This window comes from Solwaraspora sp. WMMD791, assembly GCF_029581195.1.
GTDB lineage: Bacteria > Actinomycetota > Actinomycetes > Mycobacteriales > Micromonosporaceae > Micromonospora_E.
This window is the reverse complement of sequence record NZ_CP120737.1, coordinates 4,209,025-4,229,654: the sequence shown is the minus strand read 5'-3', so window position 1 is coordinate 4,229,654 and position 20,630 is coordinate 4,209,025. Positions and strand designations below refer to the sequence as shown.

22 protein-coding genes are annotated in these 20,630 nt (G+C 70.1%); 8 read left to right on the top strand and 14 right to left on the bottom strand.

Annotated features, from left to right (window positions below; genetic code table 11):
* Window positions 1-35: 35 nt before the first annotated feature.
* The 6 genes from O7623_RS18815 to O7623_RS18790 form a co-directional block, all read right to left on the bottom strand.
* Complete coding sequence (locus O7623_RS18815; protein WP_282224334.1) at window positions 36-1,358, bottom strand: serine hydrolase domain-containing protein; 1,323 nt, start codon at window positions 1,356-1,358, stop codon at window positions 36-38.
* A 95-nt stretch (window positions 1,359-1,453) separates the two neighbouring features.
* On the bottom strand, window positions 1,454-4,009 hold the full coding sequence (locus O7623_RS18810; RefSeq protein WP_282224333.1) for an FtsX-like permease family protein: 2,556 nt from the start codon (window positions 4,007-4,009) through the stop codon (window positions 1,454-1,456).
* A 3-nt stretch (window positions 4,010-4,012) separates the two neighbouring features.
* A complete protein-coding gene (locus O7623_RS18805; protein WP_282224332.1) occupies window positions 4,013-4,786 on the bottom strand; it encodes an ABC transporter ATP-binding protein in 774 nt (257 codons plus the stop codon).
* Between the two features lie 130 nt (window positions 4,787-4,916).
* Window positions 4,917-5,576 (bottom strand): response regulator transcription factor, encoded by a 660-nt coding sequence (locus tag O7623_RS18800; protein WP_282224331.1) that lies wholly within the window; start codon window positions 5,574-5,576, stop codon window positions 4,917-4,919.
* Window positions 5,564-6,763, bottom strand: a complete 1,200-nt coding sequence (locus tag O7623_RS18795; RefSeq protein WP_282224330.1) for a sensor domain-containing protein — start codon at window positions 6,761-6,763, stop codon at window positions 5,564-5,566. Before O7623_RS18795 ends, O7623_RS18800 begins: the two co-directional genes overlap by 13 nt.
* A 190-nt stretch (window positions 6,764-6,953) precedes the next feature.
* Window positions 6,954-7,661: a DUF4386 domain-containing protein gene (locus O7623_RS18790; RefSeq protein ID WP_282224329.1), complete on the bottom strand. Its 708-nt coding sequence runs from the start codon at window positions 7,659-7,661 to the stop codon at window positions 6,954-6,956.
* 257 nt (window positions 7,662-7,918) lie between these two features.
* On the opposite strand from O7623_RS18790, the gene O7623_RS18785 reads away from it, so the two are divergent.
* The 3 genes from O7623_RS18785 (at window position 7,919) to O7623_RS18775 (ending at window position 10,383) form a co-directional block, all read left to right on the top strand.
* Window positions 7,919-8,497, top strand: a complete 579-nt coding sequence (locus O7623_RS18785; protein ID WP_282224328.1) for a DUF4241 domain-containing protein — start codon at window positions 7,919-7,921, stop codon at window positions 8,495-8,497.
* A 457-nt stretch (window positions 8,498-8,954) separates the two neighbouring features.
* Window positions 8,955-9,908 (top strand): helix-turn-helix domain-containing protein, encoded by a 954-nt coding sequence (locus O7623_RS18780; protein WP_282224327.1) that lies wholly within the window; start codon window positions 8,955-8,957, stop codon window positions 9,906-9,908.
* Window positions 9,883-10,383: a cupin domain-containing protein gene (locus tag O7623_RS18775; RefSeq protein ID WP_282224326.1), complete on the top strand. Its 501-nt coding sequence runs from the start codon at window positions 9,883-9,885 to the stop codon at window positions 10,381-10,383. Before O7623_RS18780 ends, O7623_RS18775 begins: the two co-directional genes overlap by 26 nt.
* 245 nt (window positions 10,384-10,628) lie before the next feature.
* On the opposite strand, the gene O7623_RS18770 is transcribed toward O7623_RS18775, so the two are convergent.
* Window positions 10,629-11,009: a PPOX class F420-dependent oxidoreductase gene (locus tag O7623_RS18770; RefSeq protein WP_282224325.1), complete on the bottom strand. Its 381-nt coding sequence runs from the start codon at window positions 11,007-11,009 to the stop codon at window positions 10,629-10,631.
* Between the two features lie 263 nt (window positions 11,010-11,272).
* Between O7623_RS18770 and O7623_RS18765 the strand changes: the two genes are divergently transcribed.
* A complete protein-coding gene (locus tag O7623_RS18765) occupies window positions 11,273-11,479 on the top strand; it encodes a hypothetical protein (RefSeq protein WP_282224324.1) in 207 nt (68 codons plus the stop codon).
* Between the two features lie 578 nt (window positions 11,480-12,057).
* On the opposite strand, the gene O7623_RS18760 is transcribed toward O7623_RS18765, so the two are convergent.
* The 3 genes from O7623_RS18760 to O7623_RS18750 all read right to left on the bottom strand — a co-directional run bounded on the left by O7623_RS18760 (window position 12,058) and on the right by O7623_RS18750 (window position 16,857).
* A complete protein-coding gene (locus tag O7623_RS18760; RefSeq protein ID WP_282224323.1) occupies window positions 12,058-13,131 on the bottom strand; it encodes a DUF1963 domain-containing protein in 1,074 nt (357 codons plus the stop codon).
* 151 nt (window positions 13,132-13,282) lie between these two features.
* The gene (locus O7623_RS18755) at window positions 13,283-16,417 is read right to left on the bottom strand and encodes a tetratricopeptide repeat protein (RefSeq protein ID WP_282224322.1); all 3,135 of its coding nucleotides are present in this window, start codon (window positions 16,415-16,417) and stop codon (window positions 13,283-13,285) included.
* Complete coding sequence (locus O7623_RS18750) at window positions 16,414-16,857, bottom strand: hypothetical protein (protein ID WP_282224321.1); 444 nt, start codon at window positions 16,855-16,857, stop codon at window positions 16,414-16,416. The genes O7623_RS18755 and O7623_RS18750 overlap by 4 nt, the downstream gene beginning before the upstream one ends.
* A 482-nt stretch (window positions 16,858-17,339) precedes the next feature.
* Between O7623_RS18750 and O7623_RS18745 the strand changes: the two genes are divergently transcribed.
* Complete coding sequence (locus O7623_RS18745) at window positions 17,340-17,579, top strand: hypothetical protein (RefSeq protein WP_282224320.1); 240 nt, start codon at window positions 17,340-17,342, stop codon at window positions 17,577-17,579.
* A 94-nt stretch (window positions 17,580-17,673) separates the two neighbouring features.
* Here O7623_RS18745 and O7623_RS18740 read toward each other — a convergent pair whose 3' ends face one another.
* A complete protein-coding gene (locus tag O7623_RS18740) occupies window positions 17,674-17,862 on the bottom strand; it encodes a DUF397 domain-containing protein (protein WP_282224319.1) in 189 nt (62 codons plus the stop codon).
* The gene (locus O7623_RS18735; protein WP_282224318.1) at window positions 17,859-18,641 is read right to left on the bottom strand and encodes a helix-turn-helix transcriptional regulator; all 783 of its coding nucleotides are present in this window, start codon (window positions 18,639-18,641) and stop codon (window positions 17,859-17,861) included. The genes O7623_RS18740 and O7623_RS18735 overlap by 4 nt, the downstream gene beginning before the upstream one ends.
* 127 nt (window positions 18,642-18,768) lie before the next feature.
* On the opposite strand from O7623_RS18735, the gene O7623_RS18730 reads away from it, so the two are divergent.
* Genes O7623_RS18730 through O7623_RS18720 form a run of 3 tightly spaced genes read left to right on the top strand, consistent with a single transcriptional unit; the run spans window position 18,769 to window position 19,716 of the window.
* Window positions 18,769-19,071, top strand: coding sequence for a hypothetical protein (locus O7623_RS18730; RefSeq protein WP_282224317.1), 303 nt, complete (start codon window positions 18,769-18,771; stop codon window positions 19,069-19,071).
* On the top strand, window positions 19,061-19,330 hold the full coding sequence (locus tag O7623_RS18725; RefSeq protein WP_282224316.1) for a hypothetical protein: 270 nt from the start codon (window positions 19,061-19,063) through the stop codon (window positions 19,328-19,330). Before O7623_RS18730 ends, O7623_RS18725 begins: the two co-directional genes overlap by 11 nt.
* A 23-nt stretch (window positions 19,331-19,353) precedes the next feature.
* Complete coding sequence (locus O7623_RS18720; protein WP_282224315.1) at window positions 19,354-19,716, top strand: DivIVA domain-containing protein; 363 nt, start codon at window positions 19,354-19,356, stop codon at window positions 19,714-19,716.
* Window positions 19,717-19,784: 68 nt separating this feature from the next.
* Here O7623_RS18720 and O7623_RS18715 read toward each other — a convergent pair whose 3' ends face one another.
* Together O7623_RS18715 and O7623_RS18710 are read right to left on the bottom strand one after the other, a co-directional pair.
* Window positions 19,785-20,042, bottom strand: coding sequence for a hypothetical protein (locus O7623_RS18715; protein WP_282224314.1), 258 nt, complete (start codon window positions 20,040-20,042; stop codon window positions 19,785-19,787).
* 116 nt (window positions 20,043-20,158) lie between these two features.
* Window positions 20,159-20,623 (bottom strand): VOC family protein, encoded by a 465-nt coding sequence (locus tag O7623_RS18710; protein ID WP_282229471.1) that lies wholly within the window; start codon window positions 20,621-20,623, stop codon window positions 20,159-20,161.
* Between the last annotated feature and the right edge of the window lie 7 nt (window positions 20,624-20,630).

The following is a 20,630-nucleotide window of genomic DNA, read 5'->3' as shown; positions in this document are numbered from 1 at the left end:
TCAGCTACCCGGCAGCGGTTACCTGTCGGCGGCGGTCACTTGTCGGCGCACAGGGCGGCGTCGAACGCGTCCAGGACCTTGAAGATGCCCTCGTTGGTCGTGGCGGTCACCACGAGGGTCACGGCGCGACCGTCGGCGGTGATGGCGGTACGGCTGGAGTATCCGTCGATGTCGCCGCCGTGCCCCCAGGCCCGACCGCCGCAGGAGAGGTCGTACCCGGTGGCCCCGAGACCGTAGTGCCACACCAGGTCCGGGAAGGCCTCGCCACCGGGCTGGAAGGCCTTGCCGTCGCGCATCTCGGCCAGGGTCGCCGGCGTGATCAGCTTCCCGTTCTGCAGCGCCACCAGGAACTTGTTGAGGTCACTCGGGGTGGAGATCATCTGGCCAGCCGCCCAGGAGATGGAGGGGTCCACCTGGGTGGTGTCGACCCACTTCATCGTCTCCGGATCCGGCAGGTAGCCCTTGGCGTGCGGCTGGCGGATCGTCTTGTCACCGACACTCGGCCAGTACGTCTCGTGCAGCTTGGCCGGCTTCAGGATCTTGTTGGTGATCACTTCGGCAAGCGGGCGACCGGTGACCTTCTGCACCAGCAGGCCGGCAACGATGTAGTTGGCGTTGCGGTACTGCACCTGCCCGCCGGGAGCCGGGGCGTGCGCCGGCTGGGAGAACGCCGAGTCGAGCATGTCACGTGGCTCGTAGTACGTCTGGCCCCACACGGAGACGTCCGGCAGTTCGTACTCCGGCAGGCCGCTGGTCATGCTCAGCAGGTGGCGGACCGTGATGGTGCGTCCGTCGAAGCCCTCGCCACGGACCAGCCCCGGCAGGTACGTCTCGATCGGCTCGTCCAGCTTCACCTTGCCCTCGTCGACGAGCTGCAGGACGGCGACCGAGGTGTACATCTTGGTGTTGCTCGCCATCCGCACGTACCCGTCGGTGGGCACCTTCGCCCTGGTCCGTGGGTCGTTGACGCCGGCGGTGTAGTTGGTGACGCGGCCCTTGCTGTCCCGTACCGAGACCAGCGCCCCCGGCGCGACGCCCGCCTTGACCAGCGCGTCCAGGCTGGTCTGGATGGTGTCCTTCTTCGGGCGGTGGGCCTGTGCGGCGTCCGCGTACTGGATGCCGATGCCGGCGATCCCGGCCAGCGCGACGAGCGCCAGCGCGGCGGCGCTGCGGCGACCGAACCCGAACTGCTTGCGCGGCGTCGCGGTGCCGGTGCCGGTGCCGGTGCCGGTGCCGGTGCCGTTGCCGTTGCTGGTGCGGGTGCTGTCGCCCGGGACGGTGTCGGTGTCGGTGCTGTCGTCCGGGGTGGTGACGGTGCCCTTGTCGGAACCGGACCTGTCGGCGTGTTGCGGTGACATGGAACCTCCTGGTGAGTGTTCGGACCGGGCGCACGGTGCGCCGATCCACGGAGCCGACGACGATTCGTCGGAGCCTGCGGTGGACTGGCTGACGGTCACTCCTTGACGCCGATGCTGTTGACCGGCGGCGTCCGCAGGAGTGCACTGATGGGGGCGATGGTGGTGACCAGCGCGAGCAGCGTGGTGCCGCCGATGATCGAGATCCAGCCGAGCGGCGGGACGTAGGGGATCAGCTGTCCGGTCATCATCCGGACCACCGAGACCAACGTGACGGCGGCGATGGCACCACCGATGAGCAGCGACGTGCCGAGCAGGCCGACCTGTTCGGCGTGCACCATCCGCTTGACCTGACGGGTCGTGACGCCGACCAGGCGCAGCAGGGCCAGTTCGCGGCCCCGGGTCAGCGCCGCCATGATCATGGTGTTGGCGGCAGCGAGGGCGGCGTAGCCGACCATGACCCCGATGACCAGCTTGTTCATCCAGGCGCTGAGCGCCAGGTCGGTGGCGAGCTGGGCGCCGACGGCCCCGGTGTCGATCAGGCCGCTGCCCGGGTACCGCTCGACCAGGCCGGCGAGCCCGGCGACGGCCTCGGCGTTGCCCGGTTCGGTGCGGATCAGGAGCTCGTCGTCGAGGTTGGTCGGGGTGTGGCCGTCGACCGTCTCCCGGTGAAGGGTCACGTCCCCGAAGGCGAGCCCGCGTTCGTAGACGGCGACCAGCCGCAACGTGACCGGGGTGCCGTCGCCGAGCCAGATCTCGACCTGGTCGCCGAGATCCGCACCCAGGGTGGCTGCCTGCAGGTTCGACAGTGCCACGGTGTCGCCACGCAGGTCGGCGAGGCTGCCCTCGGTGACCGACAGGTCCATGGTCCGGTCGGCCCCGTCGGGGTCGATCGCCTGGGCGCCGAAGGGTTCGGCGCCCCCCATCACCGGCAGGATCACCGAGGTACGCCGGACCGGTGTGGCGGCGACGACGCCGGGCAGCTCGCGGGCGTCCGCTGCGGCGCTCGCCGGCAGCCCGACCGCCGACATCAGCGTGTGCTGGGCCAGCGTGCCGTCGCGGGTCTGGGCGATGGCCTCCCGATCCAGGTTGTCCTGCAGGAACCAGATCGAGCCGCCGAAGCCGACCGACAGCACCAACGCGGTCAGCACGGTCGCCATACCCTGCGCGTTCGCCCGCAGGTTGGCCGCCGCCAGGTATCCGCTGTCGCCCCACACGGCGCGCAGCAGCGGGCCGAGGACCTGTGCGGCGTACCGGTTGATCCACGGCGCGAGCAGTGCGGCGGCGAGTACGAAGACGAACAGCATGCCCAGCGCCGCGCTGAGTCCGGCCTGGCCACGTAGCGCGGTGGTGAACATGGTCAACGCGACCCCGCCGCCAAGTGCGATCAGACCGGCGACCAGCCGCAGGAGGCTGCTGCGGGCCGGCTCCACGGCGACCTCACCGAGCGCCTCGGTCGGCCGGATCCGCACCGTCCGGCGGGCCGCGATCAGCGCCGCCGACACCGCCACCAGTACGGTTGCCACGCTGACCGCCACGGCGGTGAGCACCCCGCCGTCGAACGGGAAGCCGTGCGGGATGAAGCCGCGGTCCATGAGCTGCCGGTGCACCCAGTCGGTCGCCCACAGTCCGGCGGGGATGCCGAGCACCACCGCGACGATGGCCAACTGCGCGACCTCGGCGACGACCAGCAGCCGTACCTGTCCCGGGGTCGCCGCGACGGCGCGCAACAGAGCCAGGTCGCGGCGGCGGTGGCGGACCGCCAGGCCGATCGTTCCGGCGACGACGAACATGACGAGCCCGGCGACGTAGCCACCGAGTACGGAGCCGAGCTGGATCAGCATGTCGGCCGCCATGAGCGCCTCGGACTGTTCGAGTCCGGCCCGTTCGGTGCCGGTGTAGACCGTCGCGCCGGCTTCGGCGGCGAGCCGGCCGACCTCGGCCGTCACGGCGGCCGAGTCCGCGCCACGGGCCAGGACGATCCCGATCAGTCCGGCCCGGTCCGGGTTGCCGGTGAGCGCGGCGGCGTGGTCGTCGGTGAAGAAGAGCGCGGGCGGGGTGTCACCGGCGGCGGTACGGTCCACGATGCCGCTGATCCGGTACTGCTGCACCGAGCCGGCGGCGAGGACCGGAATCTGGTCGCCGGGCCGCAGTGGGGTGCCGGCTGTCGAGGCGAGCCGGACGTCGATGGCGACCTCGTCGGTGGTGTCCGGCTGGTCGCCGTCGACGATCCGGTACGGGGTGAGCGCGGCGCTGCTCCAACCGTGCCCGACCGCCCCCTGTGCCGCCTGCTGACCTGGCGCGGCAGACTCGATCGGCACGACCGCCTGGATCGAGCGGTCGGCGGCGGCGACCGCCACGCCGGGCAGCTGCCCGATGCGGTCGGCCAGGGTGACCGGCACGCTTCCGCCGGTGGGCAGGTCCACGGTGACCGTGGACGTCTCTCCGAACTCGGTGGTCTCGATGGTCATGTCGCGATCCGCGACCAGGATGTCGGCGGCGCCGTACCGCTGCGGTTCGGGTGTGAACCGCATGCCGGACTCGACCATCACGCCCATCGACATGAGGATCATGACGCCGCAGGTGAGGGCGACGAGGGTGGCGACCGCACTGCCGATGCGGTGGCGCAGCATCCGAAGGGCGAGCTTCAGCATGGCTCAGCTCTCCTGGGTCACGAGCTGGCGGCGGCCGAGCCACGCCAACTGCTCGGCGATCTGCTCCGCGCCCGGCTGGGGCATGTCCCGCACGATCCGGCCGTCGGCCAGGACCATCACCCGGTCGGCGTACGACGCCGCCACCGGATCGTGGGTCACCATGATCACCGTCTGCTGCGCGTCGTCGACCACCGACCGCAGCAGGGCCAGCACGTCGGCGGCGGTCTGGGTGTCCAGCGCGCCGGTCGGCTCGTCGCAGAAGATCACCTCGGGGCGCATCGCCAGCGCCCGGGCGATCGCGACCCGCTGCTGCTGCCCGCCGGACAACTCGGCCGGGCGGTGGTGCAGCCGGTCGCCGAGGCCGACCCGTTCGACCACCTGACGCAGCCAGGCGGCGTCCGGGCGCGCCCCGGACAGCCGCAGCGGCAGGTGGATGTTCTCCTCGACGGTCAGCGCGCCGATCAGGTTGAAGGCCTGGAAGACGAAGCCGATCCGGCTGCGCCGCAGCTTGGTCAGCTTCGTCTCCGACAGCCGCGACAACTCCTGGTCACCGATGAACACCTGCCCGGAGGAGGGCCGGTCCAGGCCGGCCGCGGTCTGCAGCAGGGTGCTCTTGCCGGAACCGGACGGCCCCATCACCGCCGTGAACGTGCCGCGGTGGAATTCCGCGTCGACGCCGGCGAGCGCGGTGACCGCCTGCGGTCCGGAACCATACGTACGGGCGAGCTGTATCACGCGGACCGCCGGGTCGGCGGGGCGTCCAACGCGGACGGACATCTGGACCACTCTCCATGTCGTCAGAGGACGATGACATGGAGAACGCTATGGTCAGACGGGCTTGCGGACGATCCAGCGTACTGGCCGACCGGGGTAGCGCAGGCTGTACCAACCGCTCCGCCGGGCGACGCTAACCGCGTCGCTGGGCGTCTTCGAGATAGCGCAGGACCGCCGTCACCCGCCGGTCGGCGCGGTCGTCCGGGGCGAGACCGAGCTTGGCGAAGATGCTGCGGATGTGCTTGTGGACGGCCCCGTCGGTGACGAACAGCCGCTGCGCGATGGCGGTGTTGCCGAGTCCCTCGGCCATCAGGGCGAGCACCTCGCGTTCCCGGGTGCTGAGCCGGCTCAGGTCGCTGTCGGGACGGCTGCGGGCGAACAGCTGCCCGACCACCTCCGGGTCGATCGCCGTACCGCCGTCGGCGACCCGGTGCAGCGCGGCGAGGAACTCCTCGACCCGGCCGACCCGCTCCTTGAGCAGGTAGCCGAGCCGGACCGCGCCGCCGGCGAGCAGGTCGGTGGCGAAGGCCTGCTCGACGTACGCCGACAGGACCAGCACCGCGAGGTCGGGTCGACGGCGCCTGGCCTCGACGGCGGCCACGATGCCCTCGTTGGTGTGCGTGGGCGGCATCCGGACGTCGACGATCGCGACGTCCGGCCGGAACTCGTCCACGGCGGCCAGGAACGTCGTCGGCGAGTCGGTGGTGGCGACCACGTCGAGCCCTTCGGCCCGCAGCAGCAGCGCCAGACCCTCCCGCAGCAGGGCGTCGTCCTCGGCGATCACGATCCGCACGGCAGCTCCACGAGTAGTGTCGTCGGCCCACCAGGTGGGCTGGTCAGGGTGAACCGGCCGTCGTGTGCCTGCACCCGCCGCCGGATGCCCCCGATCCCCGAGCCGCCGCTCTCGCTGGCACCGCCCCGGCCGTCGTCCACGACGGACACGTGTAGCCGGTCGGCGTTGCGTCGCACGGTGACCGACGCCGAGGTGGCACCGCTGTGTCGGGCGACGTTGGTCAGCGCCTCCGCGACCACGAAGTATGCCGTCGCCTCGACCGACGCGGCGCACCGGCCCGGGACGTCGACCTGCACCGTGCACGGCACCCCGCAGCCGGCGGCCAGGCCGTCGAGCGCGGCGGGGAGCCCACGGTCGTCGAGCACCGGCGGCAGGATCGAGCGGACCACGGTACGCAGCTCCGCCAGCGCCAGTTCGGCGGAGTCGTGCGCGCGGTCCAGGATCTCCACGGCCCGCGCCGGGTCCCGGGCCATCGCCCGCCGCGCGGCACCCAGCAGTACGGTGACGGCGACCAGCCGGTTCTGTGCCCCGTCGTGCAGGGACCGCTCGATGCGGCGTAGCTCGACGGCGTGCGCGTCCAGCGCGGCGGCCCGGGTCGCGGTCAGCTCGGCGATCCGCATCGACGTGTCGACGTCGCGCGGTGGTGCCAGCAACCGCCGCCCCGGCAACGCCTGCAGCCGGGCAAGCAGCGGGCCGAGGGCAACGGTCACGGCGAGCCAGCCGACACCCATCAGCCCCACCACGAGGGCGTCGGGCAACCCGTCGATCCGCCAGTCGATGAACCCCGGGCCGCCCGCCTCCGGCGGCAGCACCCAGTAGTACAACGGGAACAGCAGGTTCTGCACGGCGGAGATCGGCAGGGACAGCCCGACCACACCGAGTCCGAACCCGACGGTGCCGTGCGCGGCCACGAACGCGGCCTCGCGCCGGACCCATGGGTCGTGCAGGACGCCGCGCAGGCTGGCGGGGACCGCCGGCGGCAGCGGCAGGTCGTGGTCCGATCGCGACAGTCGGGCCCGTTCCCGGTTGGCGGCCAGCCGGACCGCCTTCGCCGCCGACGGGACCACCGCCAGGCCGATGCCGACCACGCAGGCGAGCGCCACCAGAACCAGGAGCAGTACGGCCGCGAGCGCCAGGATCGACGTGCCGAGGCCGCCGACGAGGTGTTCGATGGCGTCGACAGACATCCGTACGCGGCGACGGGCGTACCGTCGCAGTCTGGGCCCACGGCCCGGCCCCGCCGCCCGCACCGCGGCCGAACGCCCGACGGTGTCTCTGCGCGGCATTGGCGTACCTCCCCGGCTTCAGACGATAGCGACGCAACGGCGGATCCGGTGCCTCGCGGCCGAGAAGGTACAGCCTGCTGTATGAGGCGGTTCAGCTCGCCGCCGACGTCGGCGTACGGACGGCTGGCGACGCTTCGTCCCGTGCCGTCCGGCGTACGCCGTAGCTGAGCAGGTAGCCGACCATCCAGATCTCGCCGACCGACGCCGGATAGACCATCGCGTCGACGAGGACCTGTGCGTCGCGGGCGAGGTACGAGACGAACGGGCTGAGCAGGTACCCGACGCCGCCGACCAGGAGGATCCAGCCCAGGAGGCGGGGCATCCAGCCCGAGCGCAGCACGCACCAGCCCATGGGGATGAGCCACAGGCCGAAGAACAGTGCTCCCACGCTCCACAAGTTGGCGCTGACCAGGTACAGGAGCTGGACGGTGGCCGCCGCGTCCCCGACCGGGGCGGCTGAGACCCCGATCGCGGTGCCCAGCAGCGCCGCGCTCACCAGGATGACGACCGCGTTGATCAGGCCGAAGGCGGCGATCCCGCCTGCGGCAACGGAGCTCACGGGGCGGAACAGGCGGTAGAACCAGACGGCGGTGAGGGCCTGGGTGACGACGATGGCGAGCTCCAGGGCGACGCCTGCGCGGGCAAGCGCACCGTGTGTGACCAGGTTGGCCAGCGTCGCATCAGGGTCGTCGGCCACGAGGAGCTGCGCGCGGACGATGAGGAAACCGAGTACGGCGGTGATGGCTATGCCGAGGTAGAACAGCCCGGTCGTCCGGGCGGTACGGGTCAGCTCTTGCATCGTCGCTCCTTCGATCTGTCAAGGGGTTGCGGGTGAGGGCTTGTGCGCGCCCCGGCTTGCTTCCGGGTGCGCGGCATCGGGCCGCGAGCCGGTGGCCTCGCTGCCATGTAAAGAAAACTTGACATCTCGAAGGTAAAGCAGTCCTGACATGATGTCAAGAATTCTTGACACACCCGGCTTGCCTGGTGCCGCGCTCGACAACGTGCCGAGACACGGCAGACCGACGTGCACCCGGCTCGGCGGCATTGGAGGACATCGTGACGCTGCTACCGCTCGCATCCGGTTCGCACCCGGCGGCGACAACCGTCGCCGCCGACGTACGGCTGCGGCTGCCAAGCGGTCGGCTGGTGGCCGCCGAACCGCCCGGACTCTTCCCTGCCGGGGAGGTCGCCTGCGGGGCGTTCGCCCAGACCGTGGCACCCGGCGAGTACGCCGTCGAGATCCTGGCCGAGGGCGACGTGGTGCTGGGGGCCGGAGTCGTCGTACGTCCCGAGCCGGTCAGCCAGTGGCTGCCAGCCCAGTGCAACGGAGAGGACCTCATCTACCCGGTCGATGGTGCCACCGGCGGATTCGGCTCGGTCGAGGTCTTCGAGGCGTTGACTGACGACGACGCCCGCGAGGAACTGATCGCGGACCTCTCCTTCGACCAGGACGGGCTCTACAGCGTCTACCACCACGAGGCCACCGACACCAACCTTGTCGCCATCCACCTGAATGCCGACGGCCGGTACCGCAGCTGGGTCGGGTACACCGCCGAGGGCGAGGTCGCCTGCTTCTTCACCGACTTCGGCGACCTGGAAGACCGGACCGGCGATCTCCAGAATCCGCTCCGGTAGGGCGATCGCTGGTTGAGTGCGACCCGCCGAGCGGTACACCATGAGCATGCAGGCCGTGTCGCAGCACCTTCAGGCGCTCGAGCGCTCCGGCTTGATCAGCCGGGGGCTCACCGTCAGACCCGCCCGTGCCGCTTTTCGAACCGGGAAGGCTCAAGCTCGCCGATCGGCAACAGTGGATTCCCGGCAGCTGGCATCGGAATCGTCGGCAACGCCGATCGTGGGCCGTATCCACACTGCCGCTGGTCTATGGGATCAGCTCAGCCACGGGCAGCGCCTCGTATAGCCGGCCAGCGGCCAGGTCGTCGTGCGCAGGGGCCGCGGCTTCAACGCCGGGGTCTGCGACCGTTGCCCGGCCAGGCTTCGGTCGAGGCGCCCCGGCGAGCAGATCCGGGCCCCGCCGCTGTAGCCCCAGCCGAGCATCGTGTTCGAGCGGAAGATTCGCCATTACCGTTGAACGGTGATCGGCAACCTTGAGACGTTCCAGGACGAGCTGGCCGCCAGCGGGTTTCCGCCGCTGGTCAACAAGCTGGCCGGGGCCGGCTTCCGGGGCCGGATCGCCACCCGTGACCTCGGGCCGCTGCGACTGGTCTCCCTCGACACGCCCGTGAGCGCCTGTATCGGGCGGGAGCGCGACGCCTCCGACGGCGAGAACCTGGCAATCAAGGTGATGACCCGAGGTCAGACGCGGGTCGAGCAGGGGCGCGGCCACGCCGAACTCGGGCCGGCCGACCTGGTGCTGCTCGATCCCACGCGCACGATCCGGTTCGAGAGCACCGCCTCGGCGCACGTCACCATCCTGGTTCCGCGCCGGGAGCTTCGGATCCGGCCCGCGCAGATCGACCGGCTCATCGGCGTACGCATCGACGGCAGCCACGGTCCGGGCGCTCTCGTCTCCGTGCTGGCTCGCGAATCCGCACGGTCGGCGACCAAGTTCCGCGAGGTGGAGGCGCTACGGTCGGCGGCGGCCGTCATCGAGCTGATCGCGGTCGCACTGGAGGCCCGGCTGGGCGACGAACAGCCGGCCCCGGACGAGCGGCTGCGGGACCGGATCGCCGGCTACATCGAGGCCAGGCTGGCCGATCCCGATCTGTCCCCGCCCGGCATCGCCGCCGCCCACCACATTTCCGTACGCCGGCTGCACAAGCTGTTCGAGGACCAGCCGCTCACCGTCGCGGCCCTGATCCGTCATCGCCGCCTGGAGCGCTGCCGGGCCGAACTGGCCGGGAGCGGACGTACGGTCACCGCCGTGGCCGCCCGGTGGGGATTCTCCGATCCCACCCATTTCAGCAAGCTCTTCAAGACGACGTACGGCTACAACGCCCGCGCACTGGTGACCAACAACCGTGCACGCACGACCAAGACGGGCACCGCCGGACCGGAACAGGATGGTGGTCACCAAGGCAGGCGATAGGTTGGGAGAAGTCGTGGCGAAGGTAAACATCGTCCGTCCCGGTGAGGGCGAGATCCTCGGCAGCGGGGCGCAGCAGATCCGCATCCTGGAAAACGGCGAGCACACCGACCACCGGCTGGGGTTCGCCGAGGTCACCATTCCGCCGGGCACCCCAAGCCCGTTGCAGCACCGCCACGCCCAGCACGACGAGGGCTTCTACGTGCTGGCGGGAACGTTCCGGTTCACCGTCGGCGAGGACCAGTACGACGCCGGGCCGGGCACCTGGGTCATCGTGCCGACCGGGGCGCCGCACACGTTCGCCAATGTCGGCGACGGGAACGCGGTCATGCTGAACACGTTCACGCCGGACCTGTACGTGCAGTATTTCCGCGACTTCAAGGCCATGATCGATTCCGGGCAGCCGGTCAACGCCGAGACCATGCGACCGCTGTGGCAGAACTACGCCACCGAGATCTCGAACGAATACGCCTCGTGAAGTAGCTTCAGTACGACCGCTACGGCGGCCCGGGGATGATGCGGCTCGCGGAGTTCGAGCCAGCGCGCCCGGGTCCGGATCGCCGATATCGTCCCGACCCCGGCCAAAATGATCAGGAGCATGCTGCCCGGACCGTTCCGGACGATGATGGGCCGGCCGGTGGCGGCCGACTTGGAGGAGCTGGCCCGGCTCCGGCCGCCGGCGCGGGCGTGCCGGGTGGCTTCGCGGTCGGAAAGCCGGATCGATCAGAACGACACGACGATGCCGACCATCGGAGGCCGGCGTAGCCGGAGCAGCCGGGCGAACCAGTTCCCTGCCCGCGACACGACGTACCGTCGGGCCAGCAGCTCGCGGGCCAGCGCCGTCGCGTCGCCGTCCAGCAGCCGGGCCGTTCCCGTCACACTCGGCGCGTCCGGTGCCACCGCCCCGCGTATGGAACACGGCTGCACCAGAACGCGCGGGTCGTTCCGGATCCGCTTGACCTTGCCCGAGCCCGCTTCGGTCACGATCCAGAGTTCGGCACCGTGCGGTACGTGCCAGACCGGCGTGGCCACCGCAGTGCCGTCCTTGCGGTACGTGGTCAGACTGACGTACCGGCTACGGGCGATTTCATCGGCCACGGTCACCGTGCCAGCGTAGCGAGTCCTGCCCGGGCGCCCGCGATGTCGAGAGCAACTGGCCACCAGGAAGGCCCGCCCGCGCCCTCGGCGCGGCAGATCCGGATGCTGGGACGGCGTCATGGTGAAGTGACCCCGGCTGGGGCTCTGGCGTGACTGGACGGTTCGCTGGGGCAGCCGGCCCCGGCTGGGGTCGGTCTGCGCGCTACCGTCTGCGTATCGCTGCGGGCGCGTGTGAAAGATCCGCAGCCGGACAGTACGAGGAGACAACGATGACCGACGCCACCAGCGACGCCGATCCCACCGCTGACGTCGAAGCGGAAACCGAGGAGCAGCCGCAGCCCTTCGAGAACCGGGCGGCACGCCGTTCCAAGGGCAAGGCCAAGGCCAACCACACCGCAGGTACGGCCAGCCGCATCCACGGCCGCTCCGGCACGGTGCAGAGCCCTCGCCAGTACGGCAACCGTCGCAGCGGCTGATTGTCGGCCGGACGCTGACGCCGGCCAACATCACCACACGCCCCACGCTCGTACGCTCCGTGACGCGTGGTTCGCGGCATTTTGGGCATCGCGGACAGCATGGGTAGCACAGAGCGTGACAGCCCTGCCGGCCCCACGCGCGGGATCCGCCGACCGAGGCGGAGGTTACGGTGGATAATCAACAACCCGACGATGAGGCTACAAATGATAAATGTCCAGGAGTTCGCGCGACGGCTGAGCACTCTCGGAGCTGATACGTTCACCAGCGACGACGTCGTGGACCTGGCGACCGCTGCCGATGTTCGCATCAGCGCGGACCTCGAGATCGACGCCAACCTGGCGCAGCGCTTGCTCGACCAGATCTCGCCCACCCTGCCGGTCACCGGGGCCCAGATCGCGGCGTCGCAATGGCCGCCACCGAAGTCTTTCCGTCCTGCGGTGCCTTCGGTGTCGTTCTCCAGCCCCGGTGCCGTCGGCGGACCGGCTGATCAGCCGACCCGACCTCGCAGTTCCAGGCCTGCGGGTAGCGGTCGGCGACACGGCCCTCGACGAACTGGCAGGTGAAACTGCAGTCCTGTCTATGGGATCAGCTCAGCGACGGGCAGCGCCTCGTGTAGCCGGCCAGCGGCCAGGTCGTCGTGCCGGATCACGAAACTCCCGTCACTTCGGTAGGAGGACTCGTCGTCCACGGGAAAGCGGGCGAGCGACACCCACTCACTCGTCAGCCGGTGCGTCTCCTTCTCCACATGGGAATACCACTTCGCGACCGGGACGACGATCTCGCCGGTCTTCTCCCGCCACGCGAGGGTCTGCTCCGCGATCCACTTGATCACCTCGGCGTCGGGGTACCCGCCGATGTAGGCGCTGGCGTATTTGTTGTCAGGCGGCCAGATGTCGCCGGCCAGAGCAGAGAGCTCGTCCACGTGTGGCAGGTCCCGCTCGAGGTCACGGGTCAACTGCTGCCGCAACGGCGACAGGTCGTCCTCGTCCACGTCGTCCACGTCCGCCCCGAACCAACTGGGCAACTCCGCGCGCAGCGTGGCGCTGACGTCGTACTGCTCGCCGACGGACGCGTGGTCGGTGGATCCTGCCGCCACCTCGGTATCGGTGCCGGCGGGCACGAACACGACCCGGCCGTACCTCTGCTCTCCGGTGGCAGCGGCCAGCTCGTGGTTCAGGAAGAACAGCAGCGAGCCCGCTGTTGGCAGGCCGAAGCCGTCGACTCTTGGCAACGCCGCACAGTCGACCGAGAAGATGAACGGCAACGGACCGACCCCGTCGGACGGCCAGTCCATGCCTACCGGCAGCCGGGGCAGCCCACCGAACTGCCCGACTGGAACGCCGTCGGATCCCCCGCTCAACCGGATCGACAGACGGAGGTGCTCGATGAACCGGCTGACCTCGTCGTCCGGGATGCCCGACGCGATCGCCGCATGACGAAACTGCCCCTGATGATCCATGGCGCACCATAGTGGCACGAGGGCGAGCACGGCGACCGATGCCCCACGGCCCGCACGCGCTGCCGCCATGATCGGGGTGCGCACATCTCGGCACGTCCGGGCGGCTCCCCCCGGCGGCGCCTGGATACGCTCCGTGACGCGCGGTTCGCGGCAGATCCGCGCGTCTTGGCACCAATGGTCATGCATAGCCATGCACGCCGCGCTGGCCGATTGCGACTGCGGTGAGTCCGGGGATCGATCGACGTGGGGTGGCCGCTGTGTCGGATAACGGGCCGTTATTACCCGTGAGCCCGGGGAGCCCTCGCGCACACCTTCCAGGGTCGTCCCTGAGCCTCAACCATCATTACCTGCCTGGCCCACCACTGGCCGCCTCGTCGAGCTGCTGGCGCAACTCGGCGGCCTCTTCGGTACGGCCAAGACCGTCGAGCACGTCCGCCAGGGTCCGATACGCCGAGAACAGCTGTCCGGCGAACATCTGCGGCAGCTGGCTCACGAGCGGCTCATAGAGGCTGATCGCCTCGGTGACTGATTCCAGAGCCTCGGCGTAGTTGGCCTTCACGTTCACACACACCCACCCGTACGCCCACAACGACATGGCGAGGTTGGGTAGATAGGCGTCCGGGTTCGCTACGGCCAGCCGGCGGTAGATGCCGGTGGCTTCCTCGGCCGGGGCCAGTGCCTGCTCCCGGCGCCCCAGCTCGGACAGGATGTTGCCGAGGTTGTTCAACGACGCGGCGAGGTTGGGTAGGTAGGCGTCCGGGTTCGCTACGGCCAGCCGGCGCCGGATGGTGACGGCTTCCTCGGCCGGGGCCAGTGCCTGCTCCCGGCGCCCCAGCTCGGACAGGCGGTTGCCGAGGTTGTTCAACGACGCGGCGAGGTTGGGTAGGTAGGCGTCCGGGTTCGCTACGGCCAGCCGGCGGTAGATGCCGGTGGCTTCCTCGGCCGGGGCCAGTGCCTGCTCCCGGCGCCCCAGCTCGGACAGGATGTTGCCGAGGTTGTTCAACGACGCGGCGAGGTTGGGTAGGTAGGCGTCCGGGTTCGCTACGGCCAGCCGGCGGTAGATGCCGGTGGCTTCCTCGGCCGGGGCCAGTGCCTGCTCCCGGCGCCCCAGCTCGGACAGGCGGTTGCCGAGGTTGTTCAACGACGCGGCGAGGTTGGGTAGGTAGGCGTCCGGGTTCGCTACGGCCAGCCGGCGCCGGATGGTGACGGCTTCCTCGGCCGGGGCCAGTGCCTGCTCCCGGCGCCCCAGCTCGGACAGGCGGTTGCCGAGGTTGTTCAACGACGCGGCGAGGTTGGGTAGGTAGGCGTCCGGGTTCGCTACGGCCAGCCGGCGGTAGATGCCGGTGGCTTCCTCGGCCGGGGCCAGTGCCTGCTCCCGGCGCCCCAGCTCGGACAGGATGCTGCCGAGGTTGTTCAACGACGCGGCGAGGTCGGGTAGGTAGGCGTCCGGGTTCGCTACGGCCAGCCGGCGGTAGATGCCGGTGGCTTCCTCGGCCGGGGCCAGTGCCTGCTCCCGGCGCCCCAGCTCGGACAGGATGCTGCCGAGGTTGTTCAACGACGCGGCGAGGTTGGGTAGGTAGGCGTCCGGGTTCGCTACGGCCAGCCGGCGGTAGATGCCGGTGGCTTCCTCGGCCGGGGCCAGTGCCTGCTCCCGGCGCCCCAGCCCGGACAGGATGCTGCCGAGGTTGTTCAACGACATGGCGAGGTTGGGTAGGTAGGCGTCCGGGTTCGCTACGGCCAGCCGGCGGTAGATGCCGGTGGCTTCCTCGGCCGGGGCCAGGGCCTGCTGGCGCCGGCCGGTGTTCGCGAGTCGGATTGCGAGGTTGCCGGTGTGCCGGGCGCGTTGTTCGTCGCTGCCGTCGGTGTGGTCGAGCAGGTGCTGGGCCAGCACAGCGGCGGCGGGGTCAAGGTCCAGGGAGCGTTCAGGCAGCAGGGCGTGGATGGTGTCGGCGAGGGCGGGGCTGGTGTACCCGGCGACGGCGGTCAGTGCGGTCCCGCCGGTGTGTACCGCCAGCGTCGGGTCGATGCTCAGCAGGGTGTGTAGCCAGCCGTGGACGTGCGGGTGTCGGCCGGCAGCGGCAGCCAGGAAGATCAGGATTCGGGCGGCGTGGGCCGGCGGTTTCTGCCCGTCAGTACGGGTAGTCAGCGGGCCGGGTGTGTAGGTGAGGGTGTCGTCCGCTGTCCGGCGGGCGGTGAGCAGTGTGGTCGCTGTCCAGGAGTCGGTGTGCCCGCTGGCGGTGACCGGTTCCCCGGTCGGGCTGGCGGGCAGGCTCAACGCGATGAAATCCTCAGCGAGCCGGTCGGGGTACATCGGTTCCAGCACCGTGCCGGTACCGGGTGACGGGTAGCAGCGGTCGTGGGCGTCGAGCAGCTTCTGCCCCGCTCTTTCGTCGGCCAGATGAGTGCGTGTCAGCAACCGGATCCCGTCATCGCGGGACTGCGGCCCGGCCAGGCAGGCCAGCAACACCGTGCGCGCCGCAGCGGTCACGGTGTCCGGTGCGCTGCCGTGCAGCCGCGCCCAGTAGGCGCGTTCCCGGTCCAGCAGGTAGCGGGTCACGTCACCGGCCGAGCGCGGCGGGACGGCCTGCCGGGTGTAGGCGTTGACGGTTGCCAGCGCCGTCATATGGATACCCAGGGTGGTCCCGTACACCCGGTCGTCGCCCAGGTCCCCGGGCGGCTGCCACCGGTCGGGCCAGCCCGACTCGGGTCTGTCGGGCTGGTAGATCTCGGTGAACCGCTGGCAGGCCGCCTCGAACAGAGCACGCCGGGCCTGCCGGTCTCCGGCCAGCGCCGCCAGCAGACGCGGCTCGCCGTCGTCACAGGTGTCAGCGGTGTATCCGAGCCGGGGCAGTTCGGCGGCGATCGTGGGCCACCAGTCGACCGACCGGGCCAGGAGCAGGACCCGTACCTTCGGCGCCCGGGACCGGCAGTCGGTCAGTAGCCGCAATAGGTCGTGCACGGGCCACCGTTCCGCGTAGTCGACCAGCAGCAGCAGCGGCCGGCGCCCGGCCGGCAACCACCGCCACGGCGTGCCCAACGGTTTCGCGTCCGCCTCCGGCGGAGCGGCGTCGTGGTGCCCAGCCACCGCGACCCGCCACCCCGCAGCCACGCTCTGCCGGCCCAACTCCTGAGCCAGGCGGGTCTTTCCCTGCCCACCCGGGCCGTGCCACGCCCACACCCGGCGCACGGCCGGATCGTCCTGCCACTGCCGCAGCGCCCCCAGCTCAGAGGCACGACCGGTGAACACGATCGCTTGGCGCCGCGCGGTCAGCAACCTGCTCGGCTGCCGCCGCGATTCCGCCAGCTCGACCAGTCCCGCCGCCGGCAGGTCCACGAACCTGTCCACCGTGTACGGCGGCACACCCGACTCGTTGATGATCAGATCCCCGCCGGCAACGTACGCGTCCCGGCCGGCAACGACATCCTGACGACGCCCGCCGACCACATCGTCGCCCGGCAGCCCGTCCAACGCGGTCACCCCACGTCCCGCCCGTCCTCGACATCCAGATCCCGGCCGGCCACCGTCGCCTCCCGGTCCGCCTGCACATCCTGCTTCTCGACCCGATCGCCACCCCCTCGCCCGGAACCCCACCGGCCCCGGCTCTCGCCCCGGCCGACCGTCAAGTCCCGGCCGGCCACCATCGCGTCACCGCCAGCACGGACCCGCTGCACCAGGCCACCACCGGCGGCCTGCGACGGACCCGCCGACACCAGCGCACGCCGCGCCAAGACCACCCCGTACACCGCGAGCGGCACACCACCCACCGCCACCACCGCGGCCACCACACTGGCCACCTGATCAGCCCGACTCAACTGATCCGCCGTCAACCGGGTCACCAACACCCACACCCCGGCAACCACCGCCAGCAAACCCGCGACAAGCCAGCCCAGCCACCTCATCCCGCCACCGCGCGCCATACCCGCCATCATGGACCACGGCATCCACCAGCCACACTGACAGAATCCCGACCCAAACGACCGGCCAGGCAGCGTGTCCCTGAACACCCCGTCACAGGCGGCCCACGGCACTCACCGGGACAAGACTGTCCGCACTAAGGACACACTCGCCCCAGTTGATATACGGTAATCAATTTACTCTTACACACTGGGCTCGCACTGTCATCGGCATGAGCGTGCGCTGGTGCCCACCCGATCCGGTGAACGGCTGCGGCGTTCCTGGAGGCTCGGTCGGTCGCCCGTCGGAGTTGTCGGCCTCTCGGCGGCGAGTGCGGCCGCTCGGATGTGCTCAGGGTCGACGCCGTTCGCGTCGAGTCGCGGATCTGCTCACCCGACCGTGATCAGGCAGGTTGTGGGTGCGATGGTGGAGTTGTAGGTACGGCGAGGGGGGTTGTGGGTTGGGCACCGTGTCCGTATGCGAGTTTTCGTGCAACCCCAGTGCGATGTTCGCCAGGGTCGCGCGTGGCGAGACGATCGAGGTGACCCGGCACGGCACCGTGATCGCGGTGCTGCTGCCGGGGGCGGCCACGCTCAGCCGATACTCTTCGCTGGTCGCCAAGGGCCTGATCAAGCTGGCCGCCACCACGACGAACGACCTCGACCAACTTCCGCGCTACGACGTACCGGAGAACCTGTCGCCGCTTGACCTGCTTCTCGCCGCCCGCGAGGCTGACGACCGTTGACCTGCCTCGGCGCATCCCGACAGCAGGTCCCGGTCTCGGCTCGTGATACGCACCCCGACCACGGCCAAGGTGAGCAGGTGCCACCGGTCGTTGGTCAGCGGTGGGTCGTGCCCACCTGGGTGACGAAGGTCGACCAGGCGGTGGGGGCGAAGGTGAGGGTGCCGCCGGTGCGGTCCTTGCTGTCGCGGACCAGCACGCGGCCCGGCAGGTTGTCGGCGACCTCGACACACGCACCGCCGTTGCTGTTGCTGCGGCTGGAGGTGCGCCACGCTGGCTCGGTCATAGCTCTTCCGCCATCCTCGCGATCAGGTCCCGGGACGCGTCCCGGGGCAGTGCCACCGAGCGTATCGCCTCCCATGCGTTGACGAAGGCGGCGACCTTCGCCGGCTCCTCGTAGGTGCGGCCGTCCAACGGATTCTCCGCATAGGCCACCGTCGCCCCGTCCGGCAGTGTGGCCAGGATGAAGTTGCCGGATTGTCCGGCGTAGAGCCCTGCGTCGAGCGGCACCACGTGCAGCAGCAGCCGGTCACGCCGCGACATCTCCACCAGGTGCAGCAGCTGCTCCTTCATCACCACCGGGTCGCCCCGGCGCAGCGCGGCCTCGTCGACGATGAACGAGGCGACCGGCGGCGTCTTGCGGTCGAAGACGGTCGTCTGGCGGGCGAGCCGGTGGGCCAACCGCTGCTCGGCCACCTCCGGCGCATGCATGCCGACAGCGAGCACCGCGCGGGCGTACGCCTCGGTCTGCAACAGCCCAGGGACGTAGGTCGGCTCGTACCAGCGCAGCATCTCGGCCTCGGCCTCGTACTCCGGCCAGGGCTGGAACCAGTCCGGCGGGACGGCCCGGCGGGCGTCGTCGGCGGTCTCCTGCACCAGCGTGCCGCTGCCGAAGACCTCGTCGATCTGCACGGCGGTGTCCGGCAGCGGGATCTGCCGGGCCGTCTCGAACTTGGCGATCAGCGAGGTGGAGACGCTCAGCCGCTGCGCCAACTGCTCCTGGGTCATGCCGCCGTTGAGCGTACGGAGGAACTTGAGGATGCGGGGAACCCCGTTGGTGGTCACGAATTACCGGTCCTTCCCGATTCAAGATCGAAACTTCGGAACGGGTTCTGTTGGTGGAAATCCTTCCACTGCGGACCGGCTGCGTCCAGGGTGGATGTCGTCAGAACTTCTTGGACGGGAGAAGTCGATGATCAATAAGGAGCCGGGCTCCGATGCCGACGTGGATGTCGACGCGGACGCCGAACGGGTGTTGCGGCACGCGCGGGAGACCGCCGAGAAGCACCTGCCGCTGCGGACCGGCGAATGCCCGGCCTGCGGATCGGCGGCGTTCTGCGCCCCGTTCACCATGGCGTTGGCGATCCTCGACCGGCGTGACGTGCCGAAAGCCCGCCGGATCCGTACGGTGCTGACCGTCGCCGGGTTGTCGCCGCCGGAGTTTCCGCACCCGCCACAGAACGGTGACGACGGGCGGCCCGACCGTGCCCAGTGAACCGTTGATCAAAGTCGGCGACGTGTTGCGGCTGCGCGCTGAGGACTGGGCATTCGGCAACGGCCCGGTGGCAATGCGGATATCCCATCTGCGGCACGGTCACGACGTTCCGCAGGTGACCATGATCGCGGTCATGGGCACGTTCGTCGCCGGTCCCCGGACCGGTCAGATGATGCTGCTGTCGGTGTTCAAACATGCCCTCCGGCGACCTGGCGTCGTCGAACGCGACGGCCGTCCCGTGATCACCACCGAGCAGTGATTCCTCGAAAGGACTGATCCGCCATGCGTCGACTTCTGCACCTTCTGCTGTTTCCTCGGCGTACCCGCCGACAGGCCCGGCTGCTCGCGGACCTCGCCGCCCAGGCGCGGCCGCCGGCCCCGGGGCGGCACGGGCGCAACACCGCCGGCCACCGCTACGTCGGTGCGGCGCGGCCGTCGATCAGCCCCAGCCAGGTCCGGGACCGCTGGTTCAGTGAGCGCACCCGGCGCGGTTGCGACCCGACCGAGGTACGGGCCTTCCTGCACCTGGTCGCCGACGAGTTGACGGCGGTGCGGGCGGAGCTGGCGGCTACGCGCGACGAGAACGTACGGATCAAGCAGGCGTTGCGGGACTGGCAGTCGCAGCAGTTCCAAGCGGCGTCCTGACGGTCGCCGCGCTGTTCGCCGCCGTTGTCGCGTTGGGTGGAGCCTCCCCAGAAACCACCTGTTCGCGACTAGTCGAACGTCCAGAAGAAGTAGTAGACGGAGGGCGGGTTGCCGTACGCGCGGTACTGGCAGAGGTACGAACTCCACATGTCGTTCTGGATGCCGTAGTTGCCGTACCAGTGACAGAAGCTCAGATCACTGTAGACATTGCGGAGCGTGCCGCCCGGTGGATCCGGGTAGTCCGCCGAAGCTGGGGCGGCGGTGGTTGCGAACAGGCCGGCCATGGCGATCGTGAACGCCACCAGCAGTGTGGTCAGTCTTCGCATACGTACTCCCATCGGGTCGTTCGTCGACCTCCACGGCCCTGATGCCATGACATCGACGTGTAACGATCACATCCTTTCATTGTGATCGATGCGATGGAAGGGGTTCTGCCGGATCCTCAATCGAGGCAGAACTCATTTCCCTCGATGTCGCGCATAACAAGGCACGACTCGTCGAAACCATCTGCAAACAGCGATTCCACCCGTACCGCGCCGAGCGCGACCAACCGGGCGCATTCGGCTTCGAGCGCGGCGACCCGCTCGTCCCCCGCGAGCCCGGTGCCGACCCGTACGTCGAGATGCAGCCGGTTCTTGGCGGTCTTGCCTTCGGGGACCCGCTGGAAGAACAGTCGCGGGCCGACCCCGGTCGGGTCCACGCAGGCGAACGCCGAGCCCTGGCGCTCCGGCGGCAGTGCCTGATCGAACTCCGTCCAGGAGGTGAACCCCGGCGGCGGTGGCGGAACGACGTACCCCAGCACCTCGCACCAGAAGCGGGCGACGCGCTCCGGCTGCGCGCAGTCGAAGGTGACCTGGAACTGCTTGACCGACGGCCAGGATAGCTGCCGGCGCGACCTGCGCGGCAGCACCGCG

Bases quoted from the DNA above. Each gene is read 5' to 3' on its own strand.
- O7623_RS18815 (WP_282224334.1), bottom strand. From the start codon at position 1,358: ATGTCACCGCAACACGCCGACAGGTCCGGTTCCGACAAGGGCACCGTC.
- O7623_RS18810 (WP_282224333.1), bottom strand. From the start codon at position 4,009: ATGCTGAAGCTCGCCCTTCGGATGCTGCGCCACCGCATCGGCAGTGCG.
- O7623_RS18805 (WP_282224332.1), bottom strand. From the start codon at position 4,786: ATGTCCGTCCGCGTTGGACGCCCCGCCGACCCGGCGGTCCGCGTGATA.
- O7623_RS18795 (WP_282224330.1), bottom strand. From the start codon at position 6,763: ATGTCTGTCGACGCCATCGAACACCTCGTCGGCGGCCTCGGCACGTCG.
- O7623_RS18790 (WP_282224329.1), bottom strand. From the start codon at position 7,661: ATGCAAGAGCTGACCCGTACCGCCCGGACGACCGGGCTGTTCTACCTC.
- O7623_RS18775 (WP_282224326.1), top strand. From the start codon at position 9,883: ATGGTGGTCACCAAGGCAGGCGATAGGTTGGGAGAAGTCGTGGCGAAG.
- O7623_RS18765 (WP_282224324.1), top strand. From the start codon at position 11,273: ATGACCGACGCCACCAGCGACGCCGATCCCACCGCTGACGTCGAAGCG.
- O7623_RS18760 (WP_282224323.1), bottom strand. From the start codon at position 13,131: ATGGCTATGCATGACCATTGGTGCCAAGACGCGCGGATCTGCCGCGAA.
- O7623_RS18750 (WP_282224321.1), bottom strand. From the start codon at position 16,857: ATGGCGCGCGGTGGCGGGATGAGGTGGCTGGGCTGGCTTGTCGCGGGT.
- O7623_RS18745 (WP_282224320.1), top strand. From the start codon at position 17,340: ATGTTCGCCAGGGTCGCGCGTGGCGAGACGATCGAGGTGACCCGGCAC.
- O7623_RS18740 (WP_282224319.1), bottom strand. From the start codon at position 17,862: ATGACCGAGCCAGCGTGGCGCACCTCCAGCCGCAGCAACAGCAACGGC.
- O7623_RS18730 (WP_282224317.1), top strand. From the start codon at position 18,769: ATGATCAATAAGGAGCCGGGCTCCGATGCCGACGTGGATGTCGACGCG.
- O7623_RS18720 (WP_282224315.1), top strand. From the start codon at position 19,354: ATGCGTCGACTTCTGCACCTTCTGCTGTTTCCTCGGCGTACCCGCCGA.
- O7623_RS18715 (WP_282224314.1), bottom strand. From the start codon at position 20,042: ATGCGAAGACTGACCACACTGCTGGTGGCGTTCACGATCGCCATGGCC.